General features: G+C 69.1%; 14 protein-coding genes. 1 reads left to right on the top strand and 13 read right to left on the bottom strand.

Annotated features, from left to right (window positions below):
* Positions 1-230: 230 nt before the first annotated feature.
* The 4 genes from ACFQ27_RS18345 to ACFQ27_RS18330 all read right to left on the bottom strand — a co-directional run bounded on the left by ACFQ27_RS18345 (position 231) and on the right by ACFQ27_RS18330 (position 3,555).
* Positions 231-626, bottom strand: coding sequence for a hypothetical protein (locus ACFQ27_RS18345; protein WP_377354605.1), 396 nt, complete (start codon positions 624-626; stop codon positions 231-233).
* A gap of 125 nt (positions 627-751) precedes the next feature.
* The gene (locus ACFQ27_RS18340; RefSeq protein WP_377354604.1) at positions 752-1,834 is read right to left on the bottom strand and encodes a flagellar basal body P-ring protein FlgI; all 1,083 of its coding nucleotides are present in this window, start codon (positions 1,832-1,834) and stop codon (positions 752-754) included.
* Positions 1,835-2,101: 267 nt separating this feature from the next.
* On the bottom strand, positions 2,102-2,506 hold the full coding sequence (locus tag ACFQ27_RS18335) for a response regulator (protein ID WP_377354603.1): 405 nt from the start codon (positions 2,504-2,506) through the stop codon (positions 2,102-2,104).
* A gap of 533 nt (positions 2,507-3,039) precedes the next feature.
* A complete protein-coding gene (locus tag ACFQ27_RS18330; RefSeq protein ID WP_377354602.1) occupies positions 3,040-3,555 on the bottom strand; it encodes an outer membrane protein assembly factor BamE in 516 nt (171 codons plus the stop codon).
* Between the two features lie 856 nt (positions 3,556-4,411).
* On the opposite strand from ACFQ27_RS18330, the gene ACFQ27_RS18325 reads away from it, so the two are divergent.
* Complete coding sequence (locus ACFQ27_RS18325) at positions 4,412-4,975, top strand: copper-binding protein (RefSeq protein WP_377354601.1); 564 nt, start codon at positions 4,412-4,414, stop codon at positions 4,973-4,975.
* An 81-nt stretch (positions 4,976-5,056) separates the two neighbouring features.
* Here the strand turns inward: ACFQ27_RS18325 and ACFQ27_RS18320 are convergent, their stop codons facing one another.
* The 9 genes from ACFQ27_RS18320 to ACFQ27_RS18280 all read right to left on the bottom strand — a co-directional run.
* The gene (locus ACFQ27_RS18320) at positions 5,057-5,353 is read right to left on the bottom strand and encodes a helix-turn-helix domain-containing protein (RefSeq protein ID WP_377354600.1); all 297 of its coding nucleotides are present in this window, start codon (positions 5,351-5,353) and stop codon (positions 5,057-5,059) included.
* Entirely contained in the window at positions 5,346-6,926 is a 1,581-nt protein-coding gene (locus ACFQ27_RS18315) for a TolC family outer membrane protein (protein ID WP_049758524.1), read from the bottom strand. The genes ACFQ27_RS18320 and ACFQ27_RS18315 overlap by 8 nt, the downstream gene beginning before the upstream one ends.
* 604 nt (positions 6,927-7,530) lie before the next feature.
* Complete coding sequence (locus tag ACFQ27_RS18310) at positions 7,531-8,118, bottom strand: M23 family metallopeptidase (protein WP_377354607.1); 588 nt, start codon at positions 8,116-8,118, stop codon at positions 7,531-7,533.
* 68 nt (positions 8,119-8,186) lie between these two features.
* Complete coding sequence (locus tag ACFQ27_RS18305) at positions 8,187-10,730, bottom strand: heavy metal translocating P-type ATPase (RefSeq protein ID WP_449305022.1); 2,544 nt, start codon at positions 10,728-10,730, stop codon at positions 8,187-8,189.
* 17 nt (positions 10,731-10,747) lie between these two features.
* Positions 10,748-11,098, bottom strand: a complete 351-nt coding sequence (locus tag ACFQ27_RS18300) for a DUF190 domain-containing protein (RefSeq protein WP_012520482.1) — start codon at positions 11,096-11,098, stop codon at positions 10,748-10,750.
* A gap of 24 nt (positions 11,099-11,122) precedes the next feature.
* On the bottom strand, positions 11,123-11,572 hold the full coding sequence (locus tag ACFQ27_RS18295; protein ID WP_012520481.1) for a DUF411 domain-containing protein: 450 nt from the start codon (positions 11,570-11,572) through the stop codon (positions 11,123-11,125).
* Positions 11,573-12,137: 565 nt separating this feature from the next.
* Entirely contained in the window at positions 12,138-15,380 is a 3,243-nt protein-coding gene (locus ACFQ27_RS18290) for an efflux RND transporter permease subunit (RefSeq protein WP_012520480.1), read from the bottom strand.
* Between the two features lie 31 nt (positions 15,381-15,411).
* Positions 15,412-16,599: an efflux RND transporter periplasmic adaptor subunit gene (locus ACFQ27_RS18285; RefSeq protein ID WP_377354598.1), complete on the bottom strand. Its 1,188-nt coding sequence runs from the start codon at positions 16,597-16,599 to the stop codon at positions 15,412-15,414.
* On the bottom strand, positions 16,599-17,154 hold a 556-nt coding region (locus ACFQ27_RS18280), incomplete at its 5' end, for a TolC family protein (protein WP_377354597.1). The genes ACFQ27_RS18280 and ACFQ27_RS18285, both read right to left, overlap by 1 nt.

Below are 17,154 nucleotides of genomic sequence, written 5' to 3'. Positions count from 1 at the left end.
TTCGGCTTCGGCCAGCCGGGGCGCGCTCGACTGCGCCTGGGCCAGCAGGTCCCGGTAAGGCGGGGCCGGTTCGGCCGCCGCGCCGCGTCCCGACGCCCACGCGCCCAGGATCGCCGCCGCGCTCACGGCTGCATACCGCAGCCGCCCGCGCATGATGAGTGTCATGAAAGTCGTTATCCCCGATGATCCAGATGCAAGGCGTCAGGCGCCGAACGGCGCCGAGGTCCGCATCAGGCTCGGGGGGGCCGCTCCAGCCGCGACGGGCGCGTCACCTGCGCCCACTGATCATCCAGCACAGGCCAACCCGCTCGAACCACGGGGATATAGGCTGGGCCCAAAAAGTGGACCGGACCGGCCAGTTCAACCTTGCAGCTTCCGGCACACACCGAACCGCTGTCGGGCGCCGTCGGCGCTTCATCGGGTGTGAAATCCGCCGGCGGCGTAAAGGACGCCTCGATGCGGGTGTCGGCGGCCATGCGCGTTGGCGCAGAAGCTCCAAACGCATGGGTCTGAGGGTGCATCGCCGCGAAAAACACAACAACCGCGACGACCAAATGCAGCCACGCGCCGATGTGGCGTCGCGCCACATCTCGCTCAACATACATCGTAAGGGCCTTGGCGATCACGGCGCCCTTAGACCTCGGGTCCGGCGCAAACGCAAGGGGCGAACAGCCGCAGCGGCGAGCCAAAAGGCTCCAGGTTCGGCTTCGGGGCGAGGCGCCCCCAAGGGCCACTTGGCGGCTCAGGGGGCTCACAACACTTCGATCTCCGCCTGCAACGCGCCGGCCGCTTTGATGGCTTGAAGGATCGAGATCATGTCCCGTGGCGTCACGCCGAGCGCATTCAGTCCGCTCACCAGGCTACCCAGCGAAGCGCCGGCCGGCAGCCGGACGAGTCCCCTCCCCTTTTCTTCGTCAACCTGGACGCTGGACTGCGGCGTCACCACGGTCTCGCCCTGCCCGAACGGCGAAGGCTGGCTGACAGCCGGCGTCTCCCGGACCGAGATCGTGAGGTTGCCCTGGCTGATCGCCACCGTCGAAATCCGAACATCGGCGCCCATGACGATGACGCCGGCCACCTCGTCGATGACGACGCGCGCCGGCGTATCGGTCTCCACCGGCAGGGCCTCCACGGCGGTGACGAAGCCTGATGTCGTGGCCGTCGCCGGCACCGAGAGCTGAACGATCGTGGGGCTCTGCGCCCGTGCAGCGTCAGGGAATCGGCGATTGATGGCGTCGGCCACCCTCACCGCCGTGGTGAAGTCCGGGTTCCGCAGGTTGAGGCGCAGCTGCCGCATGGCGTTGAACTGAAAGCCGGTTTCACGCTCGACGATGGCTCCGCTGGCGATACGACCAGACGTGGGTACGCCCTTCGTCACCGAAGAACCGGATGCGCCGCTCGCGGAGACCGCGCCCGTCTGCACCGACCCTTGCGCGACCGCATAGGTCTGACCATCGGCCCCCAGGAGCGGCGTGACCAAGAGCGTCCCGCCCATCAGGCTCTTCGCCGATCCCATGGCGGAGACGGTCGCATCCACCTGCGAGCCGGCGGCTGCGAAGGGCGGCAGCTTCGCCGTGACCATCACGGCGGCGACATTCTTGGTGTTGAGGCGAGCGTCCCGCGTATTGACGCCAAGCCGCTCCAGCATCGCCTCCAGGCTTTGTTGGGTGAAGGGCGCGTTCCGCAGCGCGTCGCCCGTGCCCGCAAGACCCACGACCAGTCCGTACCCGACCAGCGCGTTCTCCCGCACCCCTTCGACCTGGACGATATCCTTGATGCGGGATGTGGCCGCGCTCGAGGGCGCCGCCAAGAGGCCTGCGGCGAACAGGCTCACGAAGGCCGCGAGACACCCCCGCCTCGCAAATCTCCGCGCGACCTCGTGCAAGGGGTCCTCCTGCGCCAGCGCAGTTCGACAACGTGCGCGCCCCGCGCCGGTCCGTTCCCGGTAGGCGCCCTTATGACAGCGCGGAGTAATCGAATTGTTAACCACGTTTCATCCAGAACGCCGCCAGCGCGGCAAACCCCAGGGATCGCGTCCCCTCACTGGCGGATCCGGTCGCGTGCTTCAACCAAGCGGCGCGATCGCAGTGCGGGCCGGCGCCTACGGCTCTCCGGCGATCGATCCTACATTGTTGAGTTGGGTGGCGAGCGCCACGACGAGCTGCGCTGGAGCGAACGGCTTCGCCAAGATTGCGCTGTCTGGCACGCCTTCCGCGGCCCACTCATGTGCGCTGCCACCGCTCATATAGACCACGGCGACGCGCAGGTCCGCGCGTCGCGCCGCCCGCGCGACGTCCCAGCCCGTCGTTCCACGTCCGAGGTCGATGTCGGTCACGACGCCCACGAATTCGCCCGCGGGGCGCTGCAAAAGGTCGATGGCGGCAGCGCCACTGTCGGCGTCGGCGACCTCGAAGCCGGCGTCTTCGAGTGCGCTCTGAAGGAGATCCCGGATGAGCAGCTCGTCTTCCACGAGCAGCACTCGGGGCACGCTACCACTCATCGCCATCCGAGCCCTCCGACCCGAATTTCGCAGGGCCCGCCGGCTTCGCCGCATGACTGGTTCGAGGACCGAACCCAGAGCGGCGGCGGCCGACGGCGCCGAAGCCTCGTTCATAAGCCATGGCGGCCTTCCGAAACGTGAATCCGGCCGCGATCGGTGCGTCTTGGCTGCAGCGCCGCAGTGCCACGCCTTCGCCGACCCGCTCGTGTCGTGCGGCGCCGAATGGCGGGCGGCTGGTGGACCTCCGAGGAGAGCTGGTCAGCCATGCGGCGACACGACGATGTACTCACCCCGCCAGGGGCGGTGGGCTCGGGTCTCGCTGAACTCGAAGACCGCGTAGAGGCTCGCGGCCAGGGCGGCAAAGGCGACCGCCATGCCCGCCAGCGTGCGCCAGGTCGCCCGCGGCCGGCTGTCCCAGGCGGCGCGTGGACCTTCCCGATGTGGATCCTCTCGCACGTTTCGAAACCTCTTGTCGCGGGTCGCCGACCGGGGAAAATGACGGGCCGCCGCACGCCCTCGGCAAAGCCCTCGTTTTTCGGTCAGCGACGCCGGTCGCCCGGTCGGGTGCCGGGCACGCCGTAGTCGTCCCGCGGGAGCATCGAACCACGGCCAACGCTGCCCAGCAGCTGTTCGAGGATGGTCATCTCCCGGCCACGCGTCGGCGTCTCCCGGCCGTTGAACGCGATCACCTTCCCATCCTTCAGCGACAGGGTGTCGAGGGTCTTCAAGACCTCGGTCTCCTTGTCAAATCCAAGGGCGACGATGTCGCGTTTGATGACCTGTGGCCGGCGGAAGGCGGCCCTCGCTTTCACTTGCGAGACATAGAACCAGACGTTCGGGTCGAAGGTGGAGGTGACCGACGGCGAACCGAGCTTCGCGCGCACCGTCGACTTGGTGTCGGTTCCGACCGCCAGGTCGGCCGGATTGGTGTCGATGGCTTGGTACCCGGAATGGCTGGTGATGGTGGTGCAGCCGGTGATCGCGAAAGCTGCAGCCGCGAGGCTGGCGATCGCCAAGCGTCGTTGGAATATGATGGGACGCAGAACGGAGCGCATGGTGGCATAAATCCCCAGGATTGTGTGACGAAGATCAACCGACCCGGACAGGCCGGTGCGCTCACGTCAGACTCGAGGGGGCCGTTCCAAGGCTACTGGCCGGCGTACGACAGCCCCGCCGATGCCGGAGCCTGGCCATGTGGCTGCCGCAAAGCTTGCAGGAAGTGTCGCGCCCAACTGCGCGACAGGGAGGCTCCACGCGTGCATCGCACAGTGACCCGCGCAAGTGGGGACGACACCGCCGCGTTCAGAGGCTTGGCCTCTGTCCTTCACCCCGCCATCCGTCACGGCGACGGCGGCGCCCCGGGTGGGTTCCAGGGCGGCATGGGCGACCGACGGGGCGACCGCTCCGCCTAAGATCATCAGCCAGGCCAGCATCACGGTGAGCGACGTCGTGAGCCGACGTCGCCATGCGCAGCGTCCCCTCGGAGCGAACCGGAAGAGCCGGGGAGATGTCGCCGTTGGCGCCATGTCCCTTTTATAGGTGGGAACGGCTCGGCTGTCTCGTGCGCGCCGAGTACAATGTGGTGGTGGCGCTAGTCTGGTACAGTTCTCTCGACGCGGCGCTCCACGCGCGGAAGGTGGACCGTGCGTCAGATCGGCGCCAACGCGTCGGACCCAGCAAGGAGACAACATGCGCTTTGCACTCCTGTTCGTTGGATCCCTCGTCGCCTTGGCGCTTTCAAGCTGCGGTAAGTACGCCCCGCTTGACCGCCCGCTGCCGCGGTCCGGCTCGGGGTCGGCGGGGCCCCCCTCCCAGCCCGCCGGGGCGGAGGTGAAGACGGTTGATCCCCGCGACCTCGACAACCGAACTCAATCTCCGCCCAGCTAAGCCGCGCCACCCCAGGCCTCGAGGATGACCGGACAGCAGCGCGACATCGCCAAGAGCATGTGCATCCACAGATCGCAGGAGCCTCCCTTCGGCGAGCGCCTTTTCGCCATGATAGGGACCCAAGGAGGCGCCGTGCGGACAACCCTGCCGCTGTTCATTCTGCTCGCAGGGTTTTGCCTGTCCGCGTGCGAGAGGCCGGTCGTCCGACGCACTCCCGAAGCCATGGCCGCTCACCGCCGGCAGCTTGCGCCTCCTGAGCACGACGGGGCGCTGGAGGGTGCGGCCCTGTCGGCGATGCCGGCGCGCGCCAAGGGCGTCGGCCACGTGACAGCCGTCGACCGGGTGGCGCGGACGATCACCATCGATCACGACCCTGCCCCCGGCTCGGATTGGCCGGCGATGCGCCTGACGCTCCCGGTGGCGTCGCCTCACCTTCTCGAAGGCGTCGCGGCTGGGGCGCTCGTCGAATTCCACATCGAGCGTCGCGCCGGCGTGGCCGAGATTGCCGTTCTGAAGCCCCTTTCCGTGGCGAGACCGGGGCGGCCACCTGTTCAGTCCAGCTCGCCACCACAGGCGACGACCCAATAACCCCGTTCACAAGGCGGCGCAGTGGGACGGCATCCGCCTTCACTCATGCGGTTGAGGTTCCTGAGAAGGCGGCCTCAGGGGTCACCGGGGGCCATGCTTGCGCGCGACCGTGCCCAGCTGCGCCACGGTGGGGAAGAAGTCGAGGGTGGTCGATCCAAGCATCTTCGCGGCCCGGACCAGCATCGCGGCGCTCACACGAACGATTCCGTCTTCATAGTCGTGCAGCTGTCGCTCGCTTACGCCGAGCGCCCTCGCCAGCTCTGGGCGGCTCAGACCTGCCCGTTGCCGCCGGGCACGCAGCCGAGAGCCGACCTCGGAGGCGAGACCGGCGCCGGACCGCCGGGCGGGAATGGGGGCGGGAGCTGTCGGCTCACTCACGCCGGGTCCCCCTAGCCGTGCCTTGGGTCTGGCCCCTGGCCGGCGCAGCCGGGTCGACGGCCGCCGCGTCGCGCGGAGCTCCGATGCGATCCAGGCTCTGGGTCAGATGATCGATCGGCGCCCAGACGCCCGGCGCTGCGCGGCGCCGGAACGAAGCGGAAGGATCGTAGAGGGCCAGCTGCGGCGCCAGCGCCCGCGCCTCCAGTCGTCCCTGCGCGTTCAGGAGCGCGGCGCTGGCGACGTAGGCGTCGCGACGCGAGGTGACCAAGGCGAGTTCGGCGGTTCGCAGTTCCTGCTCCGCATTCAGGACGTCCAGCGTGGTGCGCAGGCCCAGTTCGAATTCCAGACGTACGCCTTCGAGCGCAAACCGAGCGGCCTTCACCACCTCCTCGTTGGCGGCGATCGCCGCCCGGGCGGTCCGCAGCTGACTCCATGCCTGCGCGACCGCCTGGCGGACCTGCCGCTCCGTGGTCTCCAAACGAAGTCGGTCGATGTTGTTGCGCTGCACGGCCTGTTCCACCTGCGACGACAGTATCCCGCCGGAATAGAGCGGAAGGGTCGTCACGACGGACGCCGACAGGTTGCGGGCGAGGCGATCTGCCACGAAGGGGTCGATCTGGCCGGAGTAGCCGTAGCCCGTCCTAAGGCTCACGGTCGGTCGGCGTTGCGCCTTGGCGAACGCGATGCGCGCGCGGCTCGCGCGCTCTACCAGTTCGGCGCTCCCGATGCGCGGGCTCTGCTGCTCAGCGGTGTCGTAGGCCTGAGCTATGGTAACGGGGAGCAGTGGGTCCAGATCCGGACGCGGCGCAAGTTCCCCCGGATCGTCACCCACGACCGCAGCATAGGCGGCGGCGCTGATCTCCAGTTGCCCCTCGGCGGCGGCGAGCTGGGCTCTCGATGTTCCAAGTCTCGCCTTGGCCTGCGCGACGTCGGTGCCGGTGAGCTCGCCGACGTCGAAGCGGGCCTGGGTTTCCTCGAGTCGACGCGCGAGGGTCTGCACGTCTTGCCGCCGGATCTCTACGATACGTTGATCCCGCCTGACGTCCACATAAGCCTGGACGACGCTGAGCACGAGATTGCCCTCCGTCTCCCGAAGCGCTTCGCGCGCGGCGAGGATTTCGGCCTCGGCCGCCGTGATCGACGCCGTCGTGCGTCCACCGGTGTAGATCGGCTGACTGAGGGAGAGGGATGCGTTGCCGAGGTTCCGCTCGGTCACGCCCGACCCGGTAACCGCAGTGTCAGGGATGCCATCCCCATTGGTGTCGACGAACGTGCCGCGGCCGGCGTTGACGGATGTCCGACTATAGGACGCTGTGGACGACGCATTGACCTGCGGGCGCAGCCCCGCCCGCGCCTGAACATAGGCCTCGTCGGCGAGCTTCACCTGTGCACGCTGGGCCGCCAGCGTCGGGTTGCTCTCGTAGGCGCGGGTAATCGCGTCGGCGAGCGTTTCGCCTCTCGCTGCGGTGGCGCTCAGCGCCGCCAAGCCGCAGGCGACCGCTATGCGCCACCGCGCGGCGGTCCCATGCTTTGCGCGACAACGCCTCACGGTGACTTCCAGGGCCGCGAGCATATCTCAGCTCCTTTCCGGCTCGGCGCGGGGGACGCATCCGAGCGATTGATGTCGATTCTCACAGGAAGAGCGGCGCGATGTAGGCTGCCAAAAGCAGCGCCATGCCGATCAGGACCAGTCGCGTGAGAAGCCGGCCGCGCGCGCCTGGACGTTCGAGCCTTCCCTGGCGACGCCGACGCCAAGCCCTGCCCCTCAGCCAGCGGCGGGGCACGGCCCGTCTCCCCGTTGCGCGCAGGCCCGCACCCGGTCTCCGGGTTCCAGACGCCAAGGGGCGGTGACCGTGTAGACCGTGCAGCGGTGGCCGCGGCCTGAGAGCCCCGAGACCCGGCCGGTTGCAGCGCCCAGCACCTGGCCGTCACTGGAGAGTCGCTCAAGGCGCACCCGGTAAGGCGACATCGCGACGGACTTTCGGCACAGGAAACCTCGAAATCGCAGAGACTCGCCGTCGCGGGTGACGCTAGGGGGCTCCAGTCGAAAGCCCGTAAGCGGGATCACTTCGGTAGCGACCTCCACGCGCTCGGCCGGCGCCGCCGCGGCGCCCCCGGCGAAAGCGACCACGCCCCCTGCGAAGATTGCAACTAGACGCACGATGTTCCTCCATTTGTCATGACTTGGAGCTGCGCGGAGATGCCGGCAGCACGGCCAGAGGGTCCAAGACGGCGCCGCGACGGTCGGCGAACTCCACATGAACATGGTTCGTCATGCCCGACGCGTACCGACGGCCGAGATCCTGGGCTTGTCCGATGATCTCGCCGGCGGTGACCTGCGCACCCGGCGCGTGAGACGGTCCGACATAGAAGACCCGCGCAGAATACCGCGTCGTGGGGCTCGTGATCTCAACGAACTGCAGTTCCGGATCCCTGGAGTAGGCTTGCCCCACTCGGGTCACGATGCCTGAAATCGGCGCGCGGATCGGGGCGCCGGCCGGCGCCACCAGGTCGAGCCCGTTGTGCCGCCGGCGGCCGCCGTCCCGGGATGCGCCGAACGCCCCAGAGCCGTAGGCGTCCTCGCCGCGTTGTCCGAGCGTCAGCGGCCAGGCCAGATCGTAGCGACCGTCCTCATCTAGGTCGACGGCAGCAGGCGCAGCCGCCGCCGCCGGGGGCTGTGGGATCGAGACGGGAGCAGTGACCGCCTCTGCGCGGCTCCCCAAGGCCGCGCCACCGGCAAGCCCAAGGCCGATCGCGGCGATCACCGCCAAGCGGGAGAGCGCCGGCGACGCCACGAGGCGCGCGGCCTGTCCGAGGAGTGGTCCAGGAGATGTCACGCGTCGCGATCCTTGTAGGCGAGCAGACGCAGGGCGTTGGCCACGACGAGCACGGTCGAGCCCTCGTGGAAGAGCACCGCGACGCCGATCTTCAGGCCGAACAGCGTGGCTGGGATCAGGAAGGCCACCACCCCCAGGCTCACCCACAGGTTCTGCTTGATGACCCAGCTGGTCCGGCGGCTGAGACCCACGGCGAAGGGCAGGTGATTGAGGTCGTCGGCCATCAGCGCCACATCAGCGGTCTCCAGCGCCACGTCGGACCCGGCCGCGCCCATGGCGATCCCGACGGTGGCGTTGGCCAGCGCCGGCGCATCGTTGACCCCGTCGCCGACCATGGCGACGCGGCCCTCCTGCGCCTTCAGCTGCTGGACCACCCTGACCTTGTCCTCGGGCATCAACCCGCCCTTGGCCTCGTCGAGCTTCAGGCTCTGGGCGATCGCGTCGGCGACGGACTGGTTATCCCCCGACAACATGAGGATCCGCTCGATGCCAAGCGCGCGGAGGCGCTCGATGACCTGGCGCGCCGGCGGGCGGGGCGTGTCCATTAGGCCCAGACTGCCGAGATAGCGGTCCCCCTTGCGGACCATCACCACGGTGCGGCCATTGCGTTCGAGTCGTCGCGCGTCGCTCCAGACGGCTTCCGAGGGTCGGGGTCCTTCGCCGGCGTCGAACATGGCCGGCTTGCCGATCAGGATCGGAGCCCCGTCGACAAGGGCCTGGACACCTTGTCCGGTCAGGCTGCGAACGTCCGTTGCAACCGCACTTGGCCGGTCGCCCAGCCGTTCGGCGCCGTCGCGCGCGATGGCGGCGGCCAGCGGATGGTCGCTGAGCGCCTCCACAGCCACCGCCACGGCCAGCAACTCCTGCTCGCTGACGCCGTCGGCCGGATCGACGTCGGTGAGGCGCGGCTTGCCCTCGGTCAAGGTGCCCGTCTTGTCGAACGCCAGCGCGGTCAGCGATCCGAGGTTCTCGAGCGGTCCGCCGCCCTTCACGAGCACCCCGCCCCGGGCGGCGCGGGCGACGCCGCTGAGCACCGCGCTGGGCACCGAGATCGCCAGCGCACACGGGCTGGCCGCCACCAGAACCGCCATCGCCCGGTAGAAGCTGACGCTGAAGGGCTCGTCGCGAACCAGCCAGGCGAACATCAAGAGGCCGACGAGGCCGAGCACCACGGGAACGAAGATGCGCTGGAAGCGATCGGTGAACCTCTGGGTCGGCGAGCGTTGCGTCTCGGCCTCGGCCACCATCTTGACCACGCGGGCCAGGGTCGTCTCGGTCGCACGCCGGGCGACGCGAACCTCCAACACGCCGGCCCCATTGATGGTGCCGGCGAACACCCGGTGCTCCGGGCCGGCCTTGTTGAAGTCCAATTGGGCGTCCGCAGCTGCCGCCTTGTCGACGGGCACGCTCTCGCCCGTGATCGGCGCTTGGTTGACGCTGCTGGCGCCGGCGATCACCACGCCGTCGGCCGGCAGGCGTTCATTGGGGCGGACGATGACGACGTCACCGATCTCGAGGGCTTCGACCGGGACCTCCTCGGTGGCTGTCCCGCGCCTCACGGTGGCCCGCTCCGGGGCGAGCTCCGCCAGCGCCTCGATCGCGCGCCGCGCCCGCCCCATGGCGTAGTGTTCGAGCGCATGCCCAAGGCTGAACAGGAAGAGCAGCAAGGCGCCCTCCGCCCAGGCGCCAAGGCTCGCGGCTCCGGCCGCCGCCACCAGCATGAGGGTGTCGATCTCGAAGCGCTTCTGACGGAGGTTCTCGAACGCTTCCCGCACGGTGAAAAAGCCGCCGAAGACGTAGGCGGCGACGTAGAAGGCGAGCGGTACGAGACCGGCGACGCGTCGCTCGATCAGCCATCCCGCGGCCAGGACCGCGCCGGCGAGCAGAGCGAAGATCAGCTCCGTGCGTTCGCCAAAGATGCCCCCGTGCGCATGCGCGTGTTCATGCTTGTCCTCACCCTGGCCATGAGCATGCCCATCCTCATCCTCGTCGCGTTCGGGGCCTTCGGCCACCGTGTCCTGGCGGAGAGGCGCTGGCGGAGGTTGGTCGACGGTTCCGGCCGCGGCATTTGAGGGAAGCGCCTCCGCGTCAAATGATCGAAGTTCGACCCCGAGGGTGCGGACAGACTCCAGCAGCGCCGCCTCGCTGGTCTTCTCCCGGTCGAACTCGACGAAGGCGCGGCCTACCGGCCGCACATCGGCATGGATGACGCCGGCCTGGGCGCGGAGATGGTCACGGATACGCCGAGCCATCCGGGGATGGATCGCCCCGCCGACCCGGAAGACGAAATGGCCAAACCGTTCCGCGATAACCGCGCCAGAGTCCTCGATAAAGGCGCGGAGCTGGCTGGGCGGCGCCCGTTCCCCGTCGAAGCGGATCAACAGGTGCTCGCCGGCCCCCTGCTTGGCCTCGACGCGCGCCTCCGCCACGGCGGGATGGCCCTGGGCGACGGACGTCAGGACCCCGACGCAGCGCTCGCAAAGATCCGCCCCGCCTCCCAGAACCGACTCGAGTGGCAGTCGGAGCTCCACCTGGGCCATGTCGATGCTCCTGCCCGCTACGCGTGGGGGTCGGCGTGATGCCCGCCGTAGCGGAGCACCTCGACCTTCTCGAAGGTGACCAAGCCGATGTCCTTGAGGTCATCCAGTTGGGGCAGAAAGGCGCGCAAACGCGCCTCCTCATCGACGAACTCGATCACGACCGGCAGGTTGTCGTTCAGGTCGAATGGACGGTGCTCGTGCAGCCGCGCGGACTCCCCAAAACCTTTGCGGCCGCGCAGCACGGTGGCGCCGGCGAGATGGGCGTCACGGGCTCTTCGGATGATCACGTCGATCAGCGAGCGGTCGCCCACCAGGGCGTTCTCGTCGGTATAGATGCGAAGCAGGACGGCTTGGCCGGGTGACTGCATGTTGGGTTCTCCTGAAGATGAGGGTCAGTGACGCGCGAAGATCCGCCTGCGGCCGCCATCCAGGAGCAACAGGGTCATGAAGGCTTCTCGGCTGCCGTCGGCTTGCTCCATGCCGGGCGCGCCGGCGGGCATGCCGGGAACTGCGATGCCGATGGCTTGGGGCCGCTGCCGCAGCAGCGCCTGTACGTCCTCAGCGGGCACGTGGCCTTCCACGACGTAGCCGTGGATCACGGCTGTGTGGCAGGCGGCCAGGTCGGCCGGCACCTTGTAGCGGAGCCGGACGTCCGCGAGATCGTCGACGATGACCGTCCGTGGTCGGTAGCCCGCGGACTCCATCTGCGAGACCCACGCCTGGCAGCACTGACAGCCAGCAGTGCGGTAGACGGTGAATTGGCTCTCGGCGAGCGTCCGCCCTGGCGCGAGCCCGGCGATCGCAAGCGCTGCTAGGGCGCCGCGGCGAGACAGACCCTTCATGGCGTTCTCTCGGTTGGTTGCGTGGAATCGGGCTTCGCATGGACGTTGAGCCGGAAGTCGTGACGGTGATCGGCTTCGATGATGCTCAGGAGCGCGCCGTCCTGAGGGGCGGGAGCCTGGGTCGTGGACGTCCACCCGCCTGCAGACGGTGAGAACGAAACGGCGGGGCCACCGGAGGACGTCAGGCTGACTTGCCGCGCGGGTGGTGGCGCGATGGACTCTCCGCCCTGCCCGATGAACCGTATTGACAGGGCGCCCTGCGATCCGAACGGCGCCTGGAATTCGATGAGCATGCCCTTCGCGTCAGCGCGCCAAACGCCGGGCCTCGCGGGCTCCACAACGAGCGGCTGCTCCTCATGCGGGGCCGCCGAGGCGGCCAGCGGCGCCCAAAGCAGCGCCGCGGCGATGAGCCGACCGCTCAGTCCGGACCTCCTGCTCGCCGTCCCCGCCCGTCCGCAATCGTGACGCACGGGGTCTTTCGGCAGTGCGGGGAAACGCATGGCTGTCCTCCCTCTTGAAGGTGGGCGCCGGCGCGGCCTGGGGGGAGCCGCGCCGGCGGGTCCAGTCAGCTCGCTTGGGGCTGGAGAGCTGCTGGACGGTCACCCTCGGCCGCGGGCTTGCGCCCGAGGCTAAGGATGAGCTGGGAGATGGCGGGCAGCACGAGCAGCGTGACCAGCGTGGCGGTGATCAGCCCCCCGATCACCACCATGGCCAGCGGCTTCTGCACCTCCGCGCCGGTCCCGTGGGCCAGCGCCATCGGGATGAAGCCGATGGCCGGAACGAGGCCGGTCATCAACACCGGCCGGAACCGCTCGACCGAGCCGTCGTAGATCGCCCTGGCGACGGGCATGCCTTCGTCGAGACGCTGCCGGATACTCGACATCACCACCAGGCCGTTGAGCACCGCCACGCCGGCCAGCACGATGAAGCCCACGGCCGCCGAGATCGAGAAGGTGATCCCGGTCAGGGCCAGCGCGAACACCCCGCCCGCCAGCCCGAGGGGGATGGCGGCGAACACCGCGACGGCGCGGGCGAGCCCCCCCAGGGCCATGAACAGGATGACGAAGATCGCCAGGAAGCACAGCGGCACGACAATGCTCAGGCGCTGGGTGGCGGCCTGGAGGTTCTCATATTGGCCGCCCCACTGCAGGTAGGAGCCGGTTGGCAGGGCCACGGCCTCGACCTTGCTGCGCGCTTCGGTGACGAACGAGCCGATGTCGCGGTCGCGCACATTCACCTGGATCACGACGCGGCGCTTGCCGTTCTCACGGCTCACCTGGTTGAGGCCGTCGGTGAAGCGCAGCTCCACCAGCTGGCGCAGCGGAACCGACTGGCTGGGCGCGCCGTCCGAAGACGGCAGCATCACGGGCGTCGCTCCGAGGCTGTCCAGGTCGTTGCGCTGCGTCATCGGCACCCGCACGACGATGTCGAAGCGGCGGTCGCCCTCGAACACCGCGCCGGCCTCGCGGCCGCCGAGCGCCGTGGCGAGCGTGTCGGCCACCTCCTCGACGGTCAGGCCGAAACGGGCGATGGCGGCGCGGTCGAACCGGACGTCCAGGGTGGGCGCGCCAGCGGTCTGCTCGACGCGCACGCCCTCGGCGCCTTGGATTCCCTGCAGCACCAAGCCGATCTTGCCAGCCGCGGCACTCATCTTGTCGAGATCGTCGCCGTAGAGCTTGATGGCGACATCGCCCCGCACGCCAGCGATGAGCTCGTTGAAGCGCATCTGGATCGGCTGGGTGATCTCGTAGCTGTTGCCGAGCAGCGGCTCGACCTTCTTGAGGATCCGCTCAGCCACCTGTTCCTTCGTGGTGACCCCCTTCGGCCACTCCTCGCTGGGCTTCAGGATGACGAAGCTGTCGGACTGGTTGACCGGCATGGGGTCGGTGGCGACCTCGGCGGTGCCGGTCTTGGAGAAGGTCATCTGGACCTCCGGCAGCGAGGCGACCGCCCGCTCCACCTGCTGCTGCATGGTCTTGGATTGCTCGAGCGACGTGGAGGGGATCTTCAAGGCGCCGAGGGCGATGTTCTTCTCGTCCAGGGTCGGGATGAATTCCTGCCCAAGCGTGGTGAACACCACCCCACTCAGCAGGAAGACGGCGACCCCGGCGCCAATGAACGGCCACGGCCGCGCGAGTGAGCGCGCCAGGAGGGGTTCGTAGCGAACCTTCAGCCACTGAATGATCCGGACTTCCTTCTCGGCGACCTTGCCGCGCATAAGGATGGCCACCATGGCCGGCACGAAGGTGAGCGAGAGGATGAACGCCGCCGCCAGCGCCAGCATGATGGTGATGGCCATGGGGGAGAAGGTCTTCCCCTCGACGCCGGTGAAGGTCAGCAGCGGAGCGAAGACGAGGAAGATGATCGCCTGCCCGTAGACGGTGGGGCGGATCATCTCCTGCGAGGCGTGAAGGACCGTCTCGAGGCGCTCGTTCAGGTTCAGCAGCCGGTTCTCATGGTGCTGTCGCTCCGCGAGCCGCAGCAGACAGTTCTCGATGATGATCACCGTGCCGTCGACGATCAGGCCGAAGTCGAGCGCCCCTAGGCTCATCAGGTTGCCGGGCACGCCCAGGCTGTTCATCCCGATCGCCATCATCAGGAATGAGAAGGGAATGATCAGCACGGCGATGAAGGCCGCCCGCACATTGCCGAGCAGCAGGAACAGGGTGGCCGCCACGAGAATGGCGCCCTCCGTGAGGTTCCGCTCCACGGTCCCAATGGTGGCGTTCACCAGCACGGAGCGGTCGAGGCCCACATTGACCACGACCCCGGGCGGCAGCGACTTCTTCACCTCGTTGAGCTTCTCGCCGACGGCCTTGGCGACGGTCCGGCTGTTCTCGCCGATCAGCATGAGCGCCGTGCCCACGACGGTTTCCTGGCCGTTCTTGGTGGCCGCGCCCGTGCGCAGATCCCCGCCCACGCGAACCGTGGCCACATCCTTGACCGTCACCGGCACGGTCTGGCGGGTGGCGATCACCGCGTTGGCGATCTCGTCCAGCGTCCGGACCCGGGCGTCGGCCCGCACCAGATAGGCTTCACCGGCCCGCTGGATGAAGTTCGCGCCAACGGAGAGGTTGGCCGCTTCCAGAGCCTTCGCCAGCTCCGTATAGGAGACGCCGTAGGCGGCCAGCTTCGCCGGGTCGGGTTCCACGACGTATTGCTTCTCGTAGCCGCCGATGGAGTCGATCCCGGCCACGCCGTTCACGGTGCGCAGCTGCGGCCGGATGATCCAGTCCTGAACAGTGCGGAGATAACCGGCCTGCGCCACAGGGTCGCTCAGCCGCTCGCCCTCCGGAGTCAGATAAGAACCGTCGGACTGCCATCCCGGGGCGCCATCCTTGACCTTCGCGCCCCTGCCGCCCGGATTGGCGAACTCGACGGTGTACATGTAGACCTCGCCCAGGCCGGTCGTGACCGGACCGATCTGGGGCTGCACGCCGGCCGGGAGGGTGTCGCGCGCCTGGGTCAGCCGCTCCGCCACCTGCTGGCGGGCGAAGTAGAGGTCGGTGCTTTCCTTGAAGACCGCCGAGACTTGGCTGAATCCGTTGCGCGATATCGACCGCGTCGACTCCAGACCGGGAATGCCGGCGAGCGCCGTCTCGATGGGGAAGGTGACGCGCTTTTCGATCTCTACCGGCGACAGCGCGGGCGCCACCGAGTTGATCTGCACCTGCTTGTTGGTGATGTCCGGCACCGCGTCGATCGGCAGCTTCGCCAGCTGCCAGACGCCGAGACCGGCGATGATGAGGGTCAGGACAAGGACGTACCAACGCCCCTTCACCGACATGGATAGGATGCGGCCGATCATTTCGGCATGTCTCCAGACGTGATGGGGAGGCTCATTCTTCTTCCGCGCTCTTGCCGAGCTCGGCCTTCAGCAGGAAGGCGTTCCGGGTGGCGACAGCCTCGCCGCCCCTCAGCCCCTGCAGGATCTCGACCCGGCCGCCGGTGCGTTGGCCCACCGTCACGGGCTGCACCCGAAAGCCCTTCGCCGTGCGCACGAACACCGCGTCGCGACCTTCAACGGTCTGCACAGCCTCCTCGGGCACGACGATGCCGGTGGTGGCGGACTGCCGGGAAACGATACGCGCCCGCACCAGCTGGCCCGGCTGGAGCACCCCGCCCCCTCCGGCCAGCGACAGGACGACGGTGGCCGACCGGGTCTGTTCGTTGACGCCAGGCGTCACCGAGCGCACGACGGCGGAGCGCGTCTCCCCGCTGGTCGTCTCGATCACGGCTTGGTCACCCGGCTGGATGCGTCGCGCATCCATGGCCGTCACCGCCGCCTCAACCTGGATGCGGCTTGGATCGGCGATGCGGAAGAGCTCCGTCTCGGGCTGCACGAAGGCGCCCAGGCTTGCGTTCATCGCCGTGATGCGTCCGCTGATCGGGCTGATCACCGCCACATAGCGTCCATCGCGCGAGACGTCGGCCGCGCCCGCGGCGGTCGCGGCGCGCCTGGCCTCCGCCTCGGCGGCGACAAGCTCCGCCTGCGCCGTCTCATAGTCCTGCCTGGGGCTGACCTTCTGCTCGAAGAGCCGCCGTTCCCGGGCGGCCACCTTGCGCGCCAGGTCGGCCTTCGCCGCCGCGACGCTGCGCTCCGCGGCGATCTGAGCGGCTTCGCGGCTTTCGACGAGGGCCAGGGTCTCGCCGGCGCGGACCGGGTCACCCAGACGCTTGTTGATCCGCGCAATGGAGCCCGCCGCGCGGGCGGTCAGCGCCGCCTGCCCGGACGGCTCGGCCTCGACGGTAGCCTGGGCGACGATTTCGCCGGCGATCCCGCTGGTGGCTACCGTCTGCACCTGCACGCCCGAAGCGGTGATCCGTTCCGGACCCATGACCAGGGTGTCGGCCGCATGCGCCGCCCCTGCCGCCTCGCCCTTTTCTGCGGACGCTTCGGCAGCGGTTGGCGGTTTGGGACTGGTGAGCTTGGCGGCGGTGAAGCCGATGCCGGTGGCGGCGACGAGGGCGGCGCCGGCGAGCAGCCAGTTGCGGTTGGCGCCGGCGGCGAGGGATTTGCGGGGCATCAGGAGACTCCGAAGGGGGCGCGGCCCTGCAGCCGCGCCAGGCCCGCTTCGGCGCGCAGGCGCTGCAGCTGGGCTTCGATGGTTTGGGTGCGCGCCTCGGCCAGGGCCCGGCGCGCATTGGTCAGTTCGACGAGCGGCGACTTGCCGGCCTCATAGGCGATGCGGGTGAGCCGGTAGGCCTCGGCCGCGGTGGCCTCGGTCTCGACGGCGGCGGCGACCCGGGTCTCGGCCGCCTCCACCTGGAAGAGCGCGGTGCGCAGCTCCGCCTCGGCGTCCAGCCGCGCCGCGTTCAGCCGCGCCTCGGCCGCCAGCAGCTCGCCCTGGGCGGCGTTGACGTTGCCGCGGTTCTGGTCGAACACCGGGATGGGCACGGAGACCCCGGCCACCACGGCGCTGGAGTCGTCGCCGCTGAAGCGGCGCACGCCGGCCGAGACGGTGACGTCGGGAACGGCGCGCGTGCGCTCCACCCGCACCCGCCGCGCGGCGGCTTCCCGCTCGGCCTGGGCGGCGACCACGGCCGGCACCGACAGGGCGTCGATGGTGCGCTCGAGGTTC

The organism is Phenylobacterium conjunctum (assembly GCF_042679085.1).
GTDB lineage: Bacteria > Pseudomonadota > Alphaproteobacteria > Caulobacterales > Caulobacteraceae > Phenylobacterium > Phenylobacterium conjunctum.
The sequence above is the reverse complement of the archived record's forward strand: the minus strand, read 5'-3'. Positions and strand labels throughout refer to the sequence as shown.

Bases quoted from the DNA above. Each gene is read 5' to 3' on its own strand.
- ACFQ27_RS18295 (WP_012520481.1), bottom strand. From the start codon at position 11,572: ATGAAGGGTCTGTCTCGCCGCGGCGCCCTAGCAGCGCTTGCGATCGCC.
- ACFQ27_RS18305 (WP_449305022.1), bottom strand. From the start codon at position 10,730: ATGGCCCAGGTGGAGCTCCGACTGCCACTCGAGTCGGTTCTGGGAGGC.
- ACFQ27_RS18335 (WP_377354603.1), bottom strand. From the start codon at position 2,506: ATGGCGATGAGTGGTAGCGTGCCCCGAGTGCTGCTCGTGGAAGACGAG.
- ACFQ27_RS18290 (WP_012520480.1), bottom strand. From the start codon at position 15,380: ATGATCGGCCGCATCCTATCCATGTCGGTGAAGGGGCGTTGGTACGTC.
- ACFQ27_RS18300 (WP_012520482.1), bottom strand. From the start codon at position 11,098: ATGCAGTCACCCGGCCAAGCCGTCCTGCTTCGCATCTATACCGACGAG.
- ACFQ27_RS18315 (WP_049758524.1), bottom strand. From the start codon at position 6,926: ATGCTCGCGGCCCTGGAAGTCACCGTGAGGCGTTGTCGCGCAAAGCAT.
- ACFQ27_RS18330 (WP_377354602.1), bottom strand. From the start codon at position 3,555: ATGCGCTCCGTTCTGCGTCCCATCATATTCCAACGACGCTTGGCGATC.
- ACFQ27_RS18325 (WP_377354601.1), top strand. From the start codon at position 4,412: ATGACCGGACAGCAGCGCGACATCGCCAAGAGCATGTGCATCCACAGA.
- ACFQ27_RS18285 (WP_377354598.1), bottom strand. From the start codon at position 16,599: ATGCCCCGCAAATCCCTCGCCGCCGGCGCCAACCGCAACTGGCTGCTC.